Annotated in this window: 19 protein-coding genes and 1 pseudogene; 7 read left to right on the forward strand and 13 right to left on the reverse strand. The window is 71.9% G+C overall.

Features of this window, described 5'->3' with window-relative positions; all coding sequences use genetic code 11:
* Positions 1-9 precede the first annotated feature (9 nt).
* The gene (locus EDD39_RS02435; protein WP_123553152.1) at positions 10-975 is read left to right on the forward strand and encodes a GlxA family transcriptional regulator; all 966 of its coding nucleotides are present in this window, start codon (positions 10-12) and stop codon (positions 973-975) included.
* 123 nt (positions 976-1,098) lie between these two features.
* On the opposite strand, the gene EDD39_RS02440 is transcribed toward EDD39_RS02435, so the two are convergent.
* Positions 1,099-1,938: a hypothetical protein gene (locus EDD39_RS02440; protein WP_123553153.1), complete on the reverse strand. Its 840-nt coding sequence runs from the start codon at positions 1,936-1,938 to the stop codon at positions 1,099-1,101.
* Positions 1,939-1,949: 11 nt separating this feature from the next.
* A complete protein-coding gene (locus tag EDD39_RS02445) occupies positions 1,950-2,594 on the reverse strand; it encodes a papain-like cysteine protease family protein (RefSeq protein ID WP_123553154.1) in 645 nt (214 codons plus the stop codon).
* 242 nt (positions 2,595-2,836) lie between these two features.
* Here EDD39_RS02445 and EDD39_RS02450 point away from each other — a divergent pair, with 242 nt between their 5' ends.
* Positions 2,837-3,775: a hypothetical protein gene (locus EDD39_RS02450; RefSeq protein WP_123553155.1), complete on the forward strand. Its 939-nt coding sequence runs from the start codon at positions 2,837-2,839 to the stop codon at positions 3,773-3,775.
* 19 nt (positions 3,776-3,794) lie between these two features.
* Here the strand turns inward: EDD39_RS02450 and EDD39_RS02455 are convergent, their stop codons facing one another.
* From EDD39_RS02455 to EDD39_RS02465, 3 genes are all read right to left on the reverse strand, one after another.
* Positions 3,795-4,646, reverse strand: a complete 852-nt coding sequence (locus EDD39_RS02455) for a GNAT family N-acetyltransferase (protein ID WP_123553156.1) — start codon at positions 4,644-4,646, stop codon at positions 3,795-3,797.
* Between the two features lie 51 nt (positions 4,647-4,697).
* Complete coding sequence (locus tag EDD39_RS02460; RefSeq protein WP_123553157.1) at positions 4,698-6,734, reverse strand: thioredoxin domain-containing protein; 2,037 nt, start codon at positions 6,732-6,734, stop codon at positions 4,698-4,700.
* Positions 6,735-6,876: 142 nt separating this feature from the next.
* A complete protein-coding gene (locus EDD39_RS02465; protein WP_341869278.1) occupies positions 6,877-8,439 on the reverse strand; it encodes a 5'-methylthioadenosine/S-adenosylhomocysteine nucleosidase family protein in 1,563 nt (520 codons plus the stop codon).
* Between the two features lie 91 nt (positions 8,440-8,530).
* Between EDD39_RS02465 and EDD39_RS02470 the strand changes: the two genes are divergently transcribed.
* Positions 8,531-9,061 carry a hypothetical protein gene (locus tag EDD39_RS02470; protein WP_123553159.1) on the forward strand — a complete coding sequence of 177 codons (531 nt, stop codon included), beginning with the start codon at positions 8,531-8,533 and terminating at the stop codon, positions 9,059-9,061.
* Positions 9,062-9,168: 107 nt separating this feature from the next.
* On the opposite strand, the gene EDD39_RS02475 is transcribed toward EDD39_RS02470, so the two are convergent.
* The 3 genes and pseudogenes from EDD39_RS02475 to EDD39_RS02485 form a co-directional block, all read right to left on the reverse strand.
* Positions 9,169-9,420, reverse strand: a complete 252-nt coding sequence (locus tag EDD39_RS02475) for a hypothetical protein (RefSeq protein ID WP_123553160.1) — start codon at positions 9,418-9,420, stop codon at positions 9,169-9,171.
* The gene (locus EDD39_RS02480) at positions 9,417-9,770 is read right to left on the reverse strand and encodes a hypothetical protein (RefSeq protein WP_123553161.1); all 354 of its coding nucleotides are present in this window, start codon (positions 9,768-9,770) and stop codon (positions 9,417-9,419) included. Before EDD39_RS02480 ends, EDD39_RS02475 begins: the two co-directional genes overlap by 4 nt.
* Positions 9,771-9,925: 155 nt before the next feature.
* Positions 9,926-10,081, reverse strand: a pseudogene (locus EDD39_RS02485) (DUF255 domain-containing protein); the annotation flags it as partial.
* 196 nt (positions 10,082-10,277) lie between these two features.
* On the opposite strand from EDD39_RS02485, the gene EDD39_RS02490 reads away from it, so the two are divergent.
* On the forward strand, positions 10,278-10,844 hold the full coding sequence (locus tag EDD39_RS02490; RefSeq protein ID WP_123553163.1) for a Uma2 family endonuclease: 567 nt from the start codon (positions 10,278-10,280) through the stop codon (positions 10,842-10,844).
* A gap of 293 nt (positions 10,845-11,137) precedes the next feature.
* Here EDD39_RS02490 and EDD39_RS02495 read toward each other — a convergent pair whose 3' ends face one another.
* Both EDD39_RS02495 and mca read right to left on the reverse strand, forming a co-directional pair.
* A complete protein-coding gene (locus EDD39_RS02495; protein ID WP_030462774.1) occupies positions 11,138-11,329 on the reverse strand; it encodes a hypothetical protein in 192 nt (63 codons plus the stop codon).
* Between the two features lie 60 nt (positions 11,330-11,389).
* A complete protein-coding gene (gene mca / locus EDD39_RS02500) occupies positions 11,390-12,259 on the reverse strand; it encodes a mycothiol conjugate amidase Mca (RefSeq protein ID WP_123553164.1) in 870 nt (289 codons plus the stop codon).
* A 157-nt stretch (positions 12,260-12,416) separates the two neighbouring features.
* Here mca and EDD39_RS02505 point away from each other — a divergent pair, with 157 nt between their 5' ends.
* The gene (locus tag EDD39_RS02505; RefSeq protein ID WP_123553165.1) at positions 12,417-12,854 is read left to right on the forward strand and encodes a DUF4307 domain-containing protein; all 438 of its coding nucleotides are present in this window, start codon (positions 12,417-12,419) and stop codon (positions 12,852-12,854) included.
* 322 nt (positions 12,855-13,176) lie between these two features.
* Positions 13,177-13,674, forward strand: coding sequence for a transcription elongation factor GreA (greA, locus tag EDD39_RS02510; protein WP_030462771.1), 498 nt, complete (start codon positions 13,177-13,179; stop codon positions 13,672-13,674).
* Between the two features lie 151 nt (positions 13,675-13,825).
* On the opposite strand, the gene EDD39_RS02515 is transcribed toward greA, so the two are convergent.
* The 3 genes from EDD39_RS02515 to ilvA all read right to left on the reverse strand — a co-directional run bounded on the left by EDD39_RS02515 (position 13,826) and on the right by ilvA (position 17,127).
* Positions 13,826-14,686: an ABC transporter permease gene (locus tag EDD39_RS02515; RefSeq protein ID WP_123553166.1), complete on the reverse strand. Its 861-nt coding sequence runs from the start codon at positions 14,684-14,686 to the stop codon at positions 13,826-13,828.
* Position 14,687: 1 nt separating this feature from the next.
* Positions 14,688-15,719, reverse strand: a complete 1,032-nt coding sequence (locus tag EDD39_RS02520; protein WP_123553167.1) for an ATP-binding cassette domain-containing protein — start codon at positions 15,717-15,719, stop codon at positions 14,688-14,690.
* Positions 15,720-15,915: 196 nt separating this feature from the next.
* The gene (gene ilvA, locus EDD39_RS02525; protein ID WP_123553168.1) at positions 15,916-17,127 is read right to left on the reverse strand and encodes a threonine ammonia-lyase; all 1,212 of its coding nucleotides are present in this window, start codon (positions 17,125-17,127) and stop codon (positions 15,916-15,918) included.
* A 127-nt stretch (positions 17,128-17,254) separates the two neighbouring features.
* Between ilvA and EDD39_RS02530 the strand changes: the two genes are divergently transcribed.
* On the forward strand, positions 17,255-17,704 hold the full coding sequence (locus EDD39_RS02530; protein ID WP_030462767.1) for a MarR family winged helix-turn-helix transcriptional regulator: 450 nt from the start codon (positions 17,255-17,257) through the stop codon (positions 17,702-17,704).
* The last annotated feature ends 9 nt before the right edge of the window (positions 17,705-17,713 follow it).

A 17,713-nucleotide genomic window follows, 5' to 3' on the forward strand; every position in this document is an offset into this window, starting at 1 on the left:
AGGTCCGCCATGGCCACCGCCCCCGCTCCGCCGCCGCACCGGGTCGCCGTGCTCGCCCTGGACGGCGTGTACCCGTTCGAACTGGGCATCCCCAAGCGGGTGTTCGGCAGCACCGACGGCCTCTACCGGCTGTCCACCTGCACCGTCGACGGCCGGCCGGTCCGTGCCGACGCCGACTTCACCGTCGCCCCCGACCACGGGCCCGAGGTCCTCGCCGAGGCCGACACCGTGGTGATCCCGCCGTTCGCACCCGTCCCCGAGACCGCCGTGCTCGACCCGGCGACCGCCGCCGCGCTCGCCCTGGTCCGGCCCGGCACCCGGCTGATCTCCATCTGCACCGGCGCCTTCGTCCTCGCCGCCGCCGGACTCCTCGACGGCCGCCCCGCCACCACCCACTGGGCCCTCGCCGACCGCTTCCGCGCGCTCTTCCCGCACGTCCGGCTCGACCCCGACGTGCTGTTCGTCGACGACGGCGACGTCCTCACCTCGGCGGGCGCCGCCTCCGGCATCGACCTCTTCCTGCACGTCCTGCGCAGCGACCACGGCACCGCCGCCGCCAACCGGGCCGCCCGGATCTGCGTCGTCCCGCCCTGGCGCGAGGGCGGCCAGGCCCAGTACGTCGTGCGGCCCGTCCCCACCACCGGCAGCACCGGCACCGCCCCCACCCGCGAGTGGGCGCTCACCCGGCTCCACCGGCCCCTCACCCTCGCCGAACTCGCCGCCCACGCCGCCATGAGCACCCGCACCTTCGCCCGCCGCTTCCAGGAGGAGACCGGCCAGAGCCCCGGCCGCTGGCTCACCCAGCAGCGCATCGCCCTGGCCCGCCACCTCCTGGAGGCCACCGACCTCACCATCGACCAGATCGCCACCCGCGTCGGCTTCGCCAACCCCGTCTCGCTGCGCCAGCACCTGCACAGCGCGATCGGCGTCTCCCCCCTCGCCTACCGCCGCACCTTCGCCGGCACCGCCCGCTAGGCCCGGCCCGGCCGAGGCCCTGTCCGGTCGAGGCCCTGTCCGGTCGAGGCCCCCGCGCACGGCGGACGCCCGCCGTCTCCGACGGCGGGCGTCCTGGTGCGGGTCCGGTGCTCGGTGTGCGCGTCAGTACGTGATGCGGGCCTTGCGGCGGCGCAGGCCCAGCGCCGTGCCGACCAGGGCGGTCAGCCCGATCGCGCTGCCCGCGGTGAGCAGCGGCGCCGTCCGGTCGGGTTGCGGTGCGGCGCTCTCCGCGGTGAAGCCGCCGGCCTTGCCGGAGGCGTCGTACGCGGAGCCGGGCAGCTTGTCCCCGTAGCGCTGCCGGACCAGCCGCTGGTAGGCGGCGAGGGTGCTGCCGCGGGCGCCGACCGAGCGGCGGGCCTCGTCGTCGAGCGGCAGGACGCGGCCGTCCTTGAGCTCGTACCAGGCGTTGATCTGGGGTTCGCGGAAGGCGGTGCCGCCGTCGGCCGCGGCCTTGGCGGCGTAGTCGGCCTCGTCGCTGCCGGAGGCGATGTTGACGACCCGCCAGCTCCCGTTCTGCCGGGCGGTCCAGACCGAGGCGCGCTGTCCGTCCGCGGCGACGGCGGTCGTCGCGGTGAACCCGGCCTCGGCGACCTCGGCCCCGGCCCGGCCGGAGACGAAGGCGGCGGAGAGGGTGTAGACGGGCACGGTGTCCCCGGTGAGCCGGGGTGCGGCGGCGGTCGCGGCCTTGGCCTCGTCGGCCGCGCTGATCCCGAGCTGCTGGGTGGGCGGCACGCCCTTGCGGGCGAAGAAGTGCCCCAACTTGTCGAGTACGGCGGGCTGTTGGGTCGCGGTGCGGGCGGCGGCGAGTTCGCCGGCGCCGGGTGCGGCGGGGGCCCCGGGGGCGTCGGCGGCGTGGGCCGCGGGCGCGAGGACGAGGGCGAGCGCGACGGCGGTGAGGGCGGTCGCGGTGCGGGCGGTGCGGACGCGGTGGTGGCTGTTCATGGCGGGGCTCCTCACGCGCCGATCCGGTACAGGGAGTGGGTCCAGGAGAAGGAGCCGTTGCTCACGTAGTAGTTGTAGTCGCCCCAGTTGTAGCGGTAGTCGGACGGCCACGGGTCGCCCCAGTACAGCCAGTTGCTGCCGGTGTCGTAGCCGTAGAGGACGTTCATGTGGCCGCCGCCGGAGCTCCACTGGATCCGGGTCTCGACGGGCCGGCCGGCGTCGATCTCGCCCTGCACGGTGGCGTAGCGCAGGTAGCCGTTGACGTACGAGCCGGTGCTGATGCCGATCCGGTACAGCGCGTTCTGCACCTCCGCCAGGCTGGCCTGGCTGTTGGGGCAGGAGGAGTTGACGGAGCGTCCGAAGGCGAGGTTGCAGAACTGGTTCTGGCTGTAGGTGTAGCCGTAGTACGTGGCGATGGTGTTGCCGCTGGCCGCCCAGCACCAGTTGGTCTGCTGCTGGGCCTGCATGGTGAGGTTGAGGATGCGCGAGGTGCCGGCCAGGGCCGGGGCCTGGGGCGCGGCGGGGGCGGCGGCCGTCGTGGGGGCGGTGGCCGCCCGGGCGGGGGTGGCGGTGGCGGCCGTGCCCAGCACCGGGGCGAGGACGCCCAGGGCGAGTGCGGCGGCCGTCCGGCGCAGCCGGATCGGGAGGTGTGGCATGGGGGTTCGGCCTCCTGGCAGGGGCGAGGAGTGGATGTGGGGGGCGGCGTCCGGACGGCGCGGGACGAGCATCCGGCCGGGCCGGGGCGCAGGTCAACGGCCGCGGCCCGCCCGGCGGCCGGGGTGTGAACGGGGTCGGCGGCGGTGTGAACGCGGCGGACCTGGGCAGCGCGGATATCGTCCGGTCCGATGACAGGGCGGCCGCGAGGTGTGAATATTCACGGTCGATCGAGGAGGTGGCCATGCAGCAGCCGACCGCACCGTCCGACCTGGCCCTCGCCCTGCGCACCGGGCCGTTCCACCTCGCGCTGCGGGCCGCGATCGCCGCCCGCGGGCTGGCTCTGCACCGGCTGCGCGAACGGCTCGCGCAGCGCGGCGTGCGGGTCGGGGTGACCAGCCTCAGCTACTGGCAGCAGGGGCTGCGGCGGCCCGAGCGGGCCGAGTCGCTGCGCGCCGTCGCGGTGCTGGAGGAACTGCTGGACCTGCCCGAGCACTCGCTGACCCGGCTGCTCGGCCCCCGCCGCAGCGTCCCCGACCCCGCGCCGGCCGGGCCGGCGGTCCGCCCCTACCGGGACCTGATCAGCCCCGCCGAGGCCGTCGACGGGCTGCTCGCCGTCCTGTCCGGACCGCCCGACACCGGCCTGCACACCATCACCCACATCGAGCGGATCCGGGTCGGCGCGGACCGGCGGCTGCTGCGCCGCGACTCCCAGCACGTGCTGCGCGCGCACCGCGACGGCATCGACCGCTACCTGGCCATCTACCAGGGCGATCCGGGCTGCGACATCGAACGCGTCCGGGTCCGGGCCGAGGAGAACTGCCGGCCCGGCCGGATCCGCCGCGACCCCGCCGCCAACCTGCTGGTCGCCGAACTCCTCCTCGACCGCCGCCTGCGCACCGGCGACACCCACCTGCTCGGCTACGGCTTCGACGAGGCCCCGTCGGCCGGGCCCAGCCACGAGTACGTCCGCGGCTTCAACGCGGGCGCCGGCCAGTACGTCCTGCAGGTCACCTTCTCCGCCGCCGCCCTCCCGGTCCGCTGCGACCGCTTCACCCTGCGCACCCCCGGCCAGTCCCCGCTGGAGACCGAGGAGTTGACCCTCGACGGCCACCACTGCGCCCACCTGGTCGCCGCCGACCTGCCGCCCTGCCTGCTCGGCCTGCGCTGGGACTGGGAGTAGCGCGCCGCGGTCCTCCGGTTCAGCGGAAGACGACGTTCGCCGCGTCGCCGACCGGGACGTAGCCGATGCGCCGGTAGATCGCGTTGCTGGTGGGGTTGGCGAGGTCGGTGTAGAGCAGCACCTCGGCCGCGCCGCCGGCCCGCGCGCGGGCGGAGGCCGCCGCCGTCAGGGCGCTCGCGTAGCCGTGGCCGCGGTGCTCGGGCGGGGTGTAGACGGGGCCGATCCGGGACATGCCGGCGACGGCCGGGCTCGCTCCGGCCAGGGCGGTGGTGCGGCCGTCGCCGGTCTCCCAGAGCAGCAGGGTGCCGGCGGCGATCCGCTGGTCGGCGTCGGCCTGCACGTCGCCGGGGGCGCTGATCCCGGCCTCGGTGCAGAACGCGGCGAGCCAGTGCGCGACCAGGTCCCGGTCCGCGGGTGCGGCGGGGCGGGGCCGACCGGCGGGCGGGGCCGGCGGCGGGGTCAACTCGCCGAGCCGGTACAGCCGTTCGTCGGAGGCGACGGCCCAGCCGAGGCCGGTGCGCCGGGCCCATTCGGCGGCGAAGGCGAACACCGTCTCCCGGCCGCCGCCCGCGTCCTCGGGCCGCTGCGGCCGGTCGGCGAGCGCCCGGGCGAGCTCCTCGGCGGCGGCGGTGCCCATCCGGCCGAGGCGCTGCCCGTACGGCGGGGTGCGCAGGGTGGCGCCGGTGACGGTGCCGTCCGGTTCGCGCCACCAGCCGTACTCGGGCGGCGTTTCGCCGTAGGCCCGCGGCCCGTCCCGGTCGATGCGGTCGAGGACGGTGAGCAGCACGGTGTTCTCGACGGGATCGGCCGCGAGGAAAGCCCCGGCTGCGGTGCGGAACGCGTCCAGTGACGTGGTGAGTGTCCAGCCCATTGCCGCATCCTCCCCCGGGGCGGTCGTCCGTGACCAACGGTTTCCGGCCCGCTACCGCCCCCGCAGGCGGGCGGCGAGTTCGGCGGCGTCCGCCGTGGGGAGCTCGCAGGCGAAGTGCCGGCACACGTACGCGGCGGGCCGTCCGTCCAGCAGCGGTCGGTCGGCGAGCAGCGGCACCTCGGTGTCGCCGGGTTCGCCGACGGCGACGGCCGCGCCGGGCGCGGTGGAGCGCAGCGCGGCCAGGTGCAGCGCGGCCCGGTCCGGGTCGTCGGCCGGGCCGACCACGGCGACCTCGCGGGGCCCGTCGAGCAGCGCCTCGGCGACGGCCAAGCCCCAGCCGGTGAACCGGGGGGCGCGGGTGCCGAGGGTGGAGACGATGCCCAACGCCCGTTCGGCGGCGGTGCGGTGGCGCGCCGAGCCGGTGTACGCGGCGTACGTGAGCAGGGCGCCGGCGGCGGCGGTCCAGCCGGACGGGGTGGCGTTGTCGGTGGGGTCCTGCGGGCGGCGGATCAGCTGCTCGGCGTCGTCGGCGGTGTCGTACAGCGCGCCGGACGCCTCGTCGGTGAAGTGCAGCAGCACCAGGTCGAGGAGCTCCCCGGCCAGTTGCAGCCAGGAGCTCTCCCCGGTGACGGCGTACAGCGCGAGGAAGCCCTCGGCGGTGTCCGCGTAGTCCTCCAGCACGCCCGCGTTGGCGCCCGCCCGCCCGTCCCGGGAGGTGCGCAGCAGCCGCCCCTCGGGCGTGAGGTGGACGGCGATCAGCAGGTCGGCGGCGCGTTCGGCGGCCTCGACCAGGTCGGGGCGCTCCAGCAGCGCGCCGGCCTCGGCGAGCGCGGCGATCGCCAGGCCGTTCCAGGCCGCCACCACCTTGTCGTCCCGCGCGGGGGCCGGGCGCCCGGCCCGCGCCTCGAACAGCTTCGCCCGGATCTCCCGGTACGTCCCCTCGTCCTCGGGGTCCTTGAGCAGCTGCAGCACCGAACTGCCGTGCTCGAACGTCCCGGTGACGTCGAACAGCTCCACCGCGAGGGCCGCGTCCGCCGCCCCGAGCACCTGCTCCAGCTGCTCCGGCGTCCAGGCGTAGTACGCGCCCTCGGCGTTCTTCCCGCTCGCCGCGTCCAGCGAGTCGGCGTCCAGCGCGGAGGCGAACCCGCCCTCGGGGGTGCGCAGTTCGCGCAGCAGGAAGTCGGCGGTCTCCAGCGCGACCCGGCGCGCCCGCTCCTCGCCGGTGGCCCGCCACAGGTGCAGGTACACCCGCAGCAGCAGCGCGTTGTCGTAGAGCATCTTCTCGAAGTGCGGCACCGTCCAGGTCGCGTCCACCGCGTACCGGGCGAAGCCGCCGCCCAACTGGTCGTAGATCCCGCCGCGCGCCATCGCCTCGCAGGTGCGCTCCACCATCTGCAGCGCCGCCTCGGACCCGGTCCGCGCGTGGTGCCGCAGCAGGAACTCCAGCACCATCGACGGCGGGAACTTCGGCGCCCCGCCGAACCCGCCCCGCCGCTCGTCGAACGACCGCGTCAACTCCACGACCGCCCCGTGCAGTTCACCCTCCCCCGGCAGCTCCGCCACCCCGCTGCCCACCGCGTACACCGAGGCCCGCTCCGCCAGGTCCCGCCCGATCCGCCCGGCCACGGCGGCGACCTCGTCCCGCCGCCCCGTCCACGCCTTGTCCACCCCCTCCAGCACCTGCCGGAACGAGGGCATCCCGTGCCGCGGCTCCGGCGGGAAGTACGTCCCGAAGTAGAACGGCTCCTTCCCCGGCGTCAGGAACACCGTCATCGGCCACCCGCCCTGCCCCGTGGCCGCCTGCACCGCCTCCATGTACACCGCGTCGACGTCCGGCCGCTCCTCCCGGTCGACCTTCACCGCCACGAACCGCTCGTTCAGGAACCCCGCCGTCGCCTCGTCCTCGAACGACTCGTGCGCCATCACGTGACACCAGTGGCAGGCCGCGTACCCCACCGACAGCAGCACCGGCACCCCCCGCCGCTCCGCCTCCTCGAACGCCTCGGGGCCCCACTCCCACCAGTCGACGGGGTTCTCGGCGTGCTGCAACAGGTACGGGGAGGTGGCATCGGCCAAGCGGTTCACCATGCGGGCAGTATCCCAGCAGCCTCACGCCCCGCGGAGACCATCCCCTCGAACACGCCGAGGCCGACCGCGCCGGACCAAGTCTTGCCAGCATCGTCGTTCAAGGCGACAACCAAGTCCCCAAGAAGCGAGCCGGGACTCCGTATCAGAACAGCCGACGATCTCCCGGGGCCTGGAAATGCTGCATGAGCCTCAGAGTGAGTTCCTCGGCGATCGTCGGCACGGCGGCATCGATGGTTGCAGCGTCCCAGACCTCGTCGGGCAGGACATGCACCGGGCCACCGCCGCCACCGCGCGCCAGGGTCGCTCTGTGGGATGTTCTGGCGGTATCGAGACTCATCACCGTCAGGAACTCGGCGGGGTCAATACCCAGCGCGGGAGCGTACCGAGTCTGCGGGACAGCATGGAGACGCAACAGCAACCGGAGCAAGTGCGCGATGCGCTTTTGCGTGTACTCAGGGTCGAGCACCGGAATGTGGGAGGGGCGCGGGAGCGGTTCCCAGCAACTCCGCTGACCGGCCTGCGAGATCGCCAAGCCAACGCTCCCACCGCGGTTGGGATCCCGGACGAACGCGGCGGCGAAGTCGGCCTCAAGAACACGGGACACTGCCTCGGTGGTCGTGAATACCGCTTCAGACCTTCCCGCAGACACAAGGCCGTCCTTGAGCTGGTTCATCTGTCGCATCGGCAGCCGAACGCTGCACTCCGGGATCAAGTGCACCTCCAGGGTGGCACCCTCGCTGGACCACGACGGCAACAATGTTCTCCGCCAGACGACCGGCAGTGGCTCCTTGAGCTTCTCGCTGTCAGGAAGGCCAGCGACGGAGGAGGGGGTGGAGGCAACGATCTGCGGGTTCGACGGCTCGGCCTCAGCTCCGCCTGGAGATGTCAACGCCCTGATGACGGCGATGGTCATTGCCGCAGCGCTCTCCGCAGCGATCCGCTGAAATCCACCGCTGTCCGTATGCTGCTTGCTACCGTCGGCACGATCACTGATCCCACGGATGACCAGCGCAGGAACCTGGCCAGCCATGGATGCGGCACCTGCGAAACCGGCTCCTTCCGTCTCGATCGCCGCGACGCCGTTGTAATGCTCGTCCAGCAGGACTTGGAGCGCAGACATGGAAGCATTCACGACCGCCTCACCGGCAGCGATCGGCTTGAAGTGCACCTCTGGAACTTCGCGCCCCTCAGACAGCAACTCATCCGCCCACTGCGCATCCAGCGCAACATAGCCAGCCACCTGCTCCAGGCGGTGCGACGCCTGCCACATCTCGGGCCGGGGCTTGAATTTTTCCTCCTGCTTTCCACCGTGGTAAGCGAAGACCCGTGTCGCGACGACGACATCACCTAGCGCAACATCATGCTTGAGCGCACCGGCGATCCCCGTAAAGAAGACAGCCTCGGGCCTGATCATGCCAATGGCGCGCTCGGTCAAAATCGCTGCTGCCTGGTTCCCCTGGCCAACCCGCGCGAGGTACACCTCCCAGGCGGTTCCTGGGACATGGCCGCGCTCAAAGATCGTCCCTGCCTCATGATCCACCCTCTGCAGGTTCTCCATCCGAGCCCTCACGGCCCGGTACTCCAGAGGCAGCGCAGTAAAAACAACGATCTTTCCTCCGGACGAACGCACCTGACACCTCACTAGGACTGGCTTGTCTGCCCGCGACCGGCGATGACCTGCCTCTGCGCCAGGGGCATGGATCACAGCGTAGCCCTTCGAATCGTCAAACCCGGCCAGAAATAAGGTGATTAGATTCTTATCCGACTACCGTTCAGCCTTCTCGAAGAGGGGCATCATGGCCACTGAGGACGTCACTGAGAGCAAGCTGCTCCTGGCCGAGTACGACCGGATCAAGGAGGAGCAAAAGGCACGGATCGGCTTCCGAGACAACTTGCTCTACTTCACACTCGCCGCTTCCACTGCTGTCCTGGCGATCACAGTCCAGACCAAACGCTCCCAGCTATTGCTCGTTCCCCCCATGATCTGCCTCGTCCTCGGCTGGACCTACCTTGTCAACGACGAAAAGATCTCGGCGATCGGCCGCTACATACGCGACCACCTGGGGCCGCGACTAACGGAACTCAGCGATGCCCCGGCCCCCGTGTTCGGCTGGGAGGCTTACCACCGTAGCGACGTCGGCCGCGCCACACGCAAGCGCCTGCAGACCGCCGTGGACCTGTTCACATACCTGGTATTCCCACTAGCCAACATGATCGTATTCTGGAACTCGGCATCCATCCATCCGCCGCTTCTAGTCGTATCGATCGCGGAGACGATTGCGCTGACTGTGCTGGCCTGGCAGTTCCTGCGCTACGCCGAACGCTAGAATGATCAGCCCGCTGACCGCTGGAACCGTGGGTCCGCCTACGCCACGAAACCGTTCTGACACGGCTTGAGCACCGAAGATCACCTCTCAGGACCACACAGGTGGGCTTAGAGGGACGTGACCTGGACGATGTAAATCCGCTCGTGTCGTACGACGGTCAGGTACTCGAACATGCCACCCGGGACATCGGCGGTCCTGCTCTTGGGGTTCTCCCCCCGGTACGAGCTCCCATCGAGGTAGAGGGCTTCCGCGGCCCGAACCAACTCGTCAGTCTTCTTCTCGACTTCAGCGATGAAGGCCAGCGGCGCTCCGGCGATCACATGTTCCTCACTGGGGAGGTACTCCCAGGCCCACGTCATGCGCCCAACATCCGGTAAGCGGCTCGAATGATCTCGGCAGCAGCGAGGGCATGACGTCGTGAGTCATCAGGCTCCTCCGCCACCTGCATGAGGTACTCAGTCCGGCGGAGCTTGGAAGCCGTTTCCGGATGCCGTTCGATCTCGACCACGACAGCCCACCGCAGGAGGAATCCGCGAAGTGGATCGAGGGTGTCGGAGTCGATGGCCCTGGTGATTGCTTCCGCCTGCTCGGTCTGCATCTCCAGCAGACGGTCCGGGGCCACGACGGCGAGGGCAGCCTTGAGGGCGGTGATGGTCCGCTCGGGGCGCGGGATCAGCTCTTCGGCATGGTGCTCCGGCTGTGCGGTCACATCTCCTCCGTGCAGTTGGGTCAGCACCACGCTACAGCGCAGCAGGTCTGCCGATCCTCGGATTCGGTGACTCGCCCTCCCCCATCACGCGTGCCCGTCTCAGTGGTGTTCGACAACCCGCCGGTTCAGGGCTACCGCCTTGTACGAGTTCACTGGCACCAGTGGCAGGCCGCGTACCCCACCGACAGCAGGACCGGCACCCCCCGCCGCTCCGCCTCCTCGAACGCCTCCGGTCCCCACGGCCACCAGTCGACCGGGTTGTCAGCGTGCTGAAGCAGATAAGGCGAGGTCACACCAGCCAGCCGGTTCATACGCCCCAGCCTCTCACAGCGCCTGCCGCGACCGGTGAAACACTGACGGGCCCGCCGCACTTGGCCGAATCGCACTCGTGCGCCATGACGTGGTGGGCGGCTCCTCCCCTTCCGAGTCGGACGGCCCGGCACCTCGGAACAGTAGGCTGAGCGCAGCAGCGCCGGACCTGCCGAAGCCTCTCGAAGGAGGTAGACCATGAGCGCCGAGATGGTGGCGCCCGCGTGGATGCACACGCAGATCAGCGCGGAGCAGTACGACTCCTGGTCCGAGGAGCAGTGCGCCGGCATCGAGGTCGTGGACGGGATGGTCGTCGTGAGCCCGAGCGCCTCCAAGCGCCACAACCGGCTGGCCCGCATCCTGGCCAACGCCCTGGACGCCGCCGCGGGCCCGGACTGGAACGCCGACACGGACTTCGACGTCCGCCTGCAGGACGTTCCCCTCACCAACCGCCGCCCTGACGTCATCGTCTACCGGGCGGAGACCATCGACCTCACGCCCACCCGCCCCGAGCACGTACTGCTGGTCGTCGAGGTCGTGTCGCCCGGCTCGGAGACCACGGACCGGATCGTGAAGGTCGACCAGTACGCCAGGGCTGGCATCCCCTTCTACTGGCGGGTCGAACAGGCCGCCACCGGGATCCCGATCGTGTACACCTACGTTCTCGACCCTGCCACCAAGACTTACAGGGACGGCGACATGTTCACCGGCTCGGTGAAGGCGACCGCGCCTTTCGCCATCACCGTCGATCTTGGGGACTTGTAAGGAACCGCGAAACCGCCCCGCTGTCGACGCTCGACCGCCGGCGTCCGCCTCGCTTCTTCGCGGACCGATCGGCGGTGCCTACAAGAACGACCCGGGCTTGGGCCTCCAGCCGACCGTTACGCGGACGTCGCCGTCAGCGGTGCCACGGTCCAAGTACCGGGCAACTCGTCCCCGTTCCCCTCCTCCCGGCAGCCGGTCGTGGTCACCGGTCCGGCGGAAGCCGGCATTCCCCTTGCGGCCTTCGGCCCGCTCGACGACGGCACGGGTGGATCCGCAGCCGCCGTACCGGGGGGTCAGTCGTCCTTCGGGTCCGGCTGCTCGGTGAAGTCGATCTTCTTGAAGCGGGCGTTCATGGACTTGAGGAGGAACCAGGTGGCGATGCCGAGGGCGGCGAAGACGACGAAGCCGAGGAGGCCGGGGGTGACCTTGGTTTCGTCGAGGGCCAGGGCGGTGGCGAGCTGGGTGGGGTTCACGGGGGTGCTCATTCCTCCATGGTGACCCGGCCTTAAGGCGGCCGGGTCACCGGGGGGTGGTGCGGGGTGGGGTTACTTGCGGAGGCCGGCGAAGAGGTCGGTCTCGGGGAGGTCGGTGTCGATCAGGGACTTGGCGAGTTCGTAGTCCTCGGTGGGCCAGACCTCGCGCTGGACGTCGAGCGGGACGCGGAACCAGGGCCCGTCGGGGTCGATCTGGGTGGCGTGGGCGATCAGGGCCTTGTCGCGGATCTCGAAGAAGTCCCCGCACTCGACCCGGGTGGTGATCTCCCGCTCGGCGCGGCCGGACTTCTCCCAGCCCTCGATCCACTCGCCGTAGGGGGACTCGTGGCCGTTGGCGCTGAGGTAGGCGTGCAGGGCGCGGATCCGGCCCATCGGGAAGCCGTGGTTGTAGTAGAGCTTGGAGGGCTGCCAGGGCTCGCCCGCCTCTGGGTAGGCCGCCGGGTCCCCGGCGGCGTCGAAGGCGGCCATGGTGATCTTGTGGGTCATGATGTGGTCGGGGTGCGGGTAGCCGCCGTTCTCGTCGTACGTGGTGATCACGTGCGGGCGGAACTCGCGGATCAGCTTGACCAGGGCCCCGGCCGCGACCTCCACCTCCTCGAGGGCGAAGCAGCCCTCGGGCAGCGGGGGCAGCGGGTCGCCCTCGGGCAGGCCCGAGTCGACGTAGCCGAGCCAGGCCTGCTGGACGCCGAGGATCTCACGGGCGGCGTCCATCTCCTTGCGGCGGACCTCGTGGATGTTCTCCTCGACCCACGGGTCGCCCTGGAGCTTGGGGTTGAGGATCGAGCCGCGCTCTCCCCCGGTGCACGTGGCGACCAGGACCTCCACCCCCTGTGACACGTACATCGCCATGGTGGCGGCGCCCTTGCTGGACTCGTCGTCCGGGTGCGCGTGCACCGCCATCAAACGCAACTGCTCGCTCAACGCCTGGTCCCCTTCAGGTACAGGTATGTCCGGTTCGTCGGGCCGGCTCCCCCGCCGCCTCTGGCGCGGACGTGCCCCTCCTATAGTGACGGACTGAAGGGCCAGTCCATTCCCACCGAAGGACGAACGCCCCTCAGCGAAAGGACCGAGCCCCGCCATGGACCACAGCCCTACGCCCCGGACCCCGGCCGCCGCCCCGGCCGCCCCGCCGGCCGGCCGCTACAGCCGGACCGACGACCGGGCCGCCGACCGCAAGCTGCGGATCGCCGCGGTGGTCTGCGGCGTGCTGTTCCTCGGGCTGATCGCCTGGCTGGGCGGCTCGTACCTGCTGCGGGAGACCAAGCTGAACGGGACGGTGCCGACCTTCCAGGCGGTGTCGGACACCGAGCTGCAGCTGCAGCTCTCGGTGCGCAAGAGCGACGGCACCGCGGGCGTCTGCACGGTCCGCTCGCAGGGCGCGGACGGCGCGGTGGTCGGCCAGTCGGACTTCCAGGTCCCGGCGGCGGGCAGCAGCTACGTCGAGGTGGTCACGCTGCGCACCACCGCCCGCGGCACCACGGCGGAACTGCTCGGCTGCACCCCCGGCAAGAAGTAGCGCCGCCTGCGACGAGGAGCAGCGCCGTCCGCGACTAGGAGCAGCGTCCCTGCCCGCGACAACGGGGGTGACGCCCCGCCCGGCCCGCCCGCTCACCCTTTCGGAGGGGTCGGTGCGCGCGGCGGCCCCGGGCCCGGCGGGCGGCCTGCCCGCAAACCTCCCGTCCAGGCCGGGAACTTGTTAGGCTCGTGGTTTCGCCCCTTCCACGCCGGTCGGCACGGGAGCGGGCGTTGCTTTGCATCTGCCCAGAAAACCCAGAAAATCGACCCACCGCCACCGGTCCACCCCCGGGGCGGCGCCGGCACCGACGAGGAGCACCCCTGTGACCCAGACCAACGATGACGTGACCTGGCTCACTCAGGACCACTACAACAAGCTCAAGGCCGAGCTTGACCAGTTGACCGGGCCCTGGCGCATCGAGATCGCGAAGAAGATCGAGGCCGCGCGCGAGGAGGGCGACCTCAAGGAGAACGCCGGCTACCACGCGGCCAAGGACGAGCAGGGCAAGACCGAGGCGCGGATCCGCCAGCTGTCCCAGCTGCTGGAGCGCGCGAAGGTCGGCGAGGCCCCGGCCGACTCGGGCGTGGTGGCCCCGGGCATGCTGGTGAAGGTCGCCTTCGACGGCGACCTGGACGACACCATGGAGTTCCTGCTGGCCTCCCGCGAGGTCACCGACGGCGACATCGACGTGTACTCCCCGCAGTCGCCGCTGGGCCGGGGCATCATCGGCAAGTCGGTGGGCGAGGACGCCCAGTACGAGCTGCCGAACGGCAAGAAGGCCAGCGTGAAGATCGTCGACGCCAAGCCGTTCTCCGGCTGACCGCTCCGCAAGGCACGCGCGGCCCGCAAGACCCGCAGGCCCGCACGCACGCAAGCCCCGCCCGCACGCAGGGCCCGCACGCACGACGACGGCCGCTCCCCCGGGTGGGGGGAGCGGCCGTCGTGCGTCCGGCGGCGGTCGGACGGCCGGTTCAGCCCGCGGCGCGGCGGTACTTGCGCACCGACAGCCAGGAGAACACCGCCAGGATGACCAGCGACCAGCCCACCGACACCGGCACCGGGTGGTGCATCGGCCAGAAGTCCGGCACCGGGCCGAGCGGGTTGCCGAACAGGCTGCGGCAGGCCTGGACGGTGGCGGAGAACGGGTTCCAGCAGGCGATCGGCTGCAGCCAGCTCGGCATCGAGCTGACCGGCACGAACGCGTTGGAGACGAAGGTCAGCGGGAACAGCCAGATCAGGCCGGCCGAGGTGGCCGCCTCGGGGCTGCGCACCGACAGGCCGATCAGCGCGCCGATCCAGGAGAAGGCGTAGCCGAGCAGCAGCAGCAGGCCGAACGCGGCGAGCGCCTTGGGGAAGCCGTGGTGGATCCGCCAGCCGACCAGCAGCGCGACCAGGGCCAGCACGACCACGGTGAACGCGGTCTGCACCAGGTCGGCCAGGGTGCGGCCGGTGAGCACGGCGGCCCGGGACATCGGCAGCGAGCGGAACCGGTCGACCAGGCCCTTGGTCATGTCCTCCGCGATGCCGGCCGAGGCGCCGGCCACCGCGAAGGTGACGGTCTGGGCGAAGATGCCGGCCATCAGGTACTCGATGTACGTCTGGTGGTTGGTCGGGGCGCCGGGGATGGCGATCGCGCCGCCCATGACGTACGAGAACAGCAGCACGAACATGACCGGCTGCATCAGGCCGAAGACCACGATCTCGGGGATCCGGGTCATCCGGCGCAGGTTCCTCTTCGCCACCACCCAGGAGTCGTGGGCGGTGGCGGCGACGCCGCGGCGCGGGGTGACGGGGGCGCCGCCGATGGCGCCCCGGGTGTCGGAGAGTGTCATCTCAGGCGTCCTTCCCCTGGCCGCGGCGGCCCTTCCCGGCCGCCGCGGGCGCGTCGCCCCCGCCTCCGGCCGCGCCGTCCGGGCCCGTCCCGTCCTCGGTGGCGTGGCCGGTGAGGGAGAGGAAGACGTCGTCGAGGGTGGGGCGGCGCAGGCCGATGTCGTCGATCTCGATGGAGCGGGCGTCCAGTTCGCGGATGGCGTCGGCGAGCACCCGGGCGCCGCCGCTGACCGGGACGGTGATCCGGCGGGTGTTGCGCTCGACCGTGGGGTCGCCCTTGGCGTAGGGGGTGAGCGCGGCGACCGCCTCGGGGACGAGGTCGGCGGCGCGGACGACCACCTCGATGCGTTCGCCGCCGATCTGGGCCTTGAGCTCGTCGGCGGTGCCGCGGGCGATCACCCTGCCGTGGTCGACCACCGCGATGTCGTGGGCGAGGCGGTCGGCCTCCTCCAGGTACTGGGTGGTGAGCAGCAGGGTGGTGCCCTGCTCGACCAGGGTCTCGATGACCTCCCAGAGGGCGAGCCGGTTGCGCGGGTCGAGGCCGGTGGTGGGTTCGTCGAGGAACATCACCGGGGGCCGGACGACCAGGGCGGCGGCCAGGTCGAGGCGGCGGCGCATGCCGCCGGAGTAGGTCTTGGCGGTGCGGTCCATGGCCTCGGAGAGGTTGAACCACTCGAGCAGTTCGAGGGCCCGGCGCTTCGCGTCGCGGGCGCTCATCTGGTAGAGCTCGCCGACCATCTGGAGGTTCTCGCGGCCGGTGAGGTACTCGTCGACGGCGGCGTACTGGCCGGACAGGCCGATCAGGCTGCGCACCTTGTTGGGGTGCTTGAGGACGTCGACGCCGGCCACGGTGGCCCGGCCGGAGTCGGGTTGGAGCAGGGTGGTCAGGACGCGGACGGTGGTGGTCTTGCCCGCGCCGTTGGGGCCGAGCAGCCCGAGCACGGTGCCCTCGGGGACGTCCAGGCTCACGCCGTCCAGGGCGCGGACGTCACCGAACGTCTTGACCAGGTTCTCGGCTTCGATGGCTGCCGCCATGGGGCTGCCTCATCTCCTGATGCGAGTCGGTTCTGGAAGGAAATCATCCGATTTGTTACCCGGGCCTGCCTGCGGCAAGCTCGCGATACATCGCAAGATGCTTCCACTCGCGATATATCGCGTCAAGCGTCGCAGGTGAGACGGGTCACAGCCTGGCAGCCGCCACTGACAGTCCCGCCGGAGGGCGCCGGCCGGCTCAGCGGCTGACCACGTACCCGTCCTCGCGCAGCTCGCCGATCACCGCCGCGCAGTGCTCGGGGCCCTTGGTCTCCAGGTGCAGGTCCACCTCGACCTCGGCCAGGCCCAGCTGCGGGTCGATCCGCACGTGCGCGACGTCCAGCACGTTGGCGTCCACCCTGGTCAGCACGCCCAGCAGGTCGGCCAGCGCGCCCGGCTTGTCGGCGAGGCGGACCCGCAGCGACAGGTAGCGGCCCGCCGCGGCCAGGCCGTGCCGCAGCACCCGCTGCATCAGCTGCGGGTCGATGTTGCCGCCGGAGAGCACCGCCACCACCGGGCCCTCGAACCGGCCGGGCTCCGCCATCAGCGCGGCGATCGGCGCCGCCCCGGCGGGCTCGACCACCAGCTTGAGCCGCTCCAGGCCGACCAGCAGGGCCCGGGAGAGCGCGTCCTCGGAGACCGTCAGCACCCCGTCGGCGAGGACGTTCACCACGTCGAACGGGATGTCGCCGGGGCGGCCGACCATGATGCCGTCCGCCATGGTGGCGAACCGCTCCAGCGAGACCGGACGCCCCGCCGCCAGCGAGGGCGGGTACGCGGCCGCCGCCGCGGCCTGCACGCCGATCACCCGGACGTCCGGGCGCAGCGCCTTGATCGCGATCGCCACGCCCGCCAGCAGCCCGCCGCCGCCGGTGCCGACCAGCACGGTGCGCACCTCGGGGCACTGCTCCAGGACCTCCAGGCCCACGGTGGCCTGACCGGTGATCACGTCCCAGTGGTCGAAGGGGTGGATGAAGACCGCTCCGGTGTCCTCGGCGTACTCGCGGGCGGCCCGCAGCGCCTGGTCGACGTTGGCGCCGTGCAGCCGGACCTCGGCGCCGTACTCGCGGGTGGCGGCCACCTTCGGCAGCGGGGCGGCGACCGGCATGAAGACGGTGGAGCGCACCCCCAGCAGCGCGGCCGCCAGCGCGACGCCCTGCGCGTGGTTGCCGGCGCTGGCGGCGACCACCCCGGCGGCCCGCTCGACCGGGGAGAGCCCGGCGATCCGCACGTACGCGCCGCGCAGCTTGAACGAGCCGGTGCGCTGCAGGTTCTCGCACTTGAGGTGGACGGGGGTGCCGGCCGTCCCGGAGAGGTGGCGGCTGGTCTGCATCGGGGTCACCCGGGCCACCCCCGCCAGCATCTTCTGCGCGCCCCGGACGTCGTCCACCGTGATCGGCCACCTGTGCATGGGGGCCAGCGTAGGGCCCGTGCGGCGGGGATCCCCGGACGAAGCCCCGGGACGCGCGTGGTTCCGGTGTCCGTCCGGCGCGCGTACGCTGCTGGTCACGAGTCGCCCGCACCCCCCGTGAGCCGCGATGAGCCAGTCTGCGCCCGATCAGCCCTCCGACCCCGACTGTCCGGACCCGGACGGTCAACTCCCCTACCAGGTCGCGGTGTTCGCCCGGCGGATCAGTGTCGCCGGGGAGCTGGACCGGGCCTCGTTCCTGCTGCTGGAGCAGCTCGCCGCCACCGGCCCGGCCAAGGTGAAGACGCTGGCGGCGGCGCTCGGGGTGGACTCCTCGACGGTGACCCGGCAGGCCGCGCCGCTGCTGCGGGAGCGGCTGGTGACGCGGCTGCCGTACCCGGCGGACCGGCGGGCGGTGCAGCTGGCACTGACCCCGCTGGGGGCCGGCCGGCTGGCCCAGGTACGGCGTCGGCGGCGGGAGTTGATCGGCGAGCTGACGGCGGGCTGGACGGCCCGCGAGCGGGCCGTGTTCTGCGCGCTGCTGGCCCGGTTCAACGACGGCCTGCTGGGCCGCCGTTGAACCGCTGCC

It is taken from the genome of Kitasatospora cineracea, from assembly GCF_003751605.1.
GTDB lineage: Bacteria > Actinomycetota > Actinomycetes > Streptomycetales > Streptomycetaceae > Kitasatospora > Kitasatospora cineracea.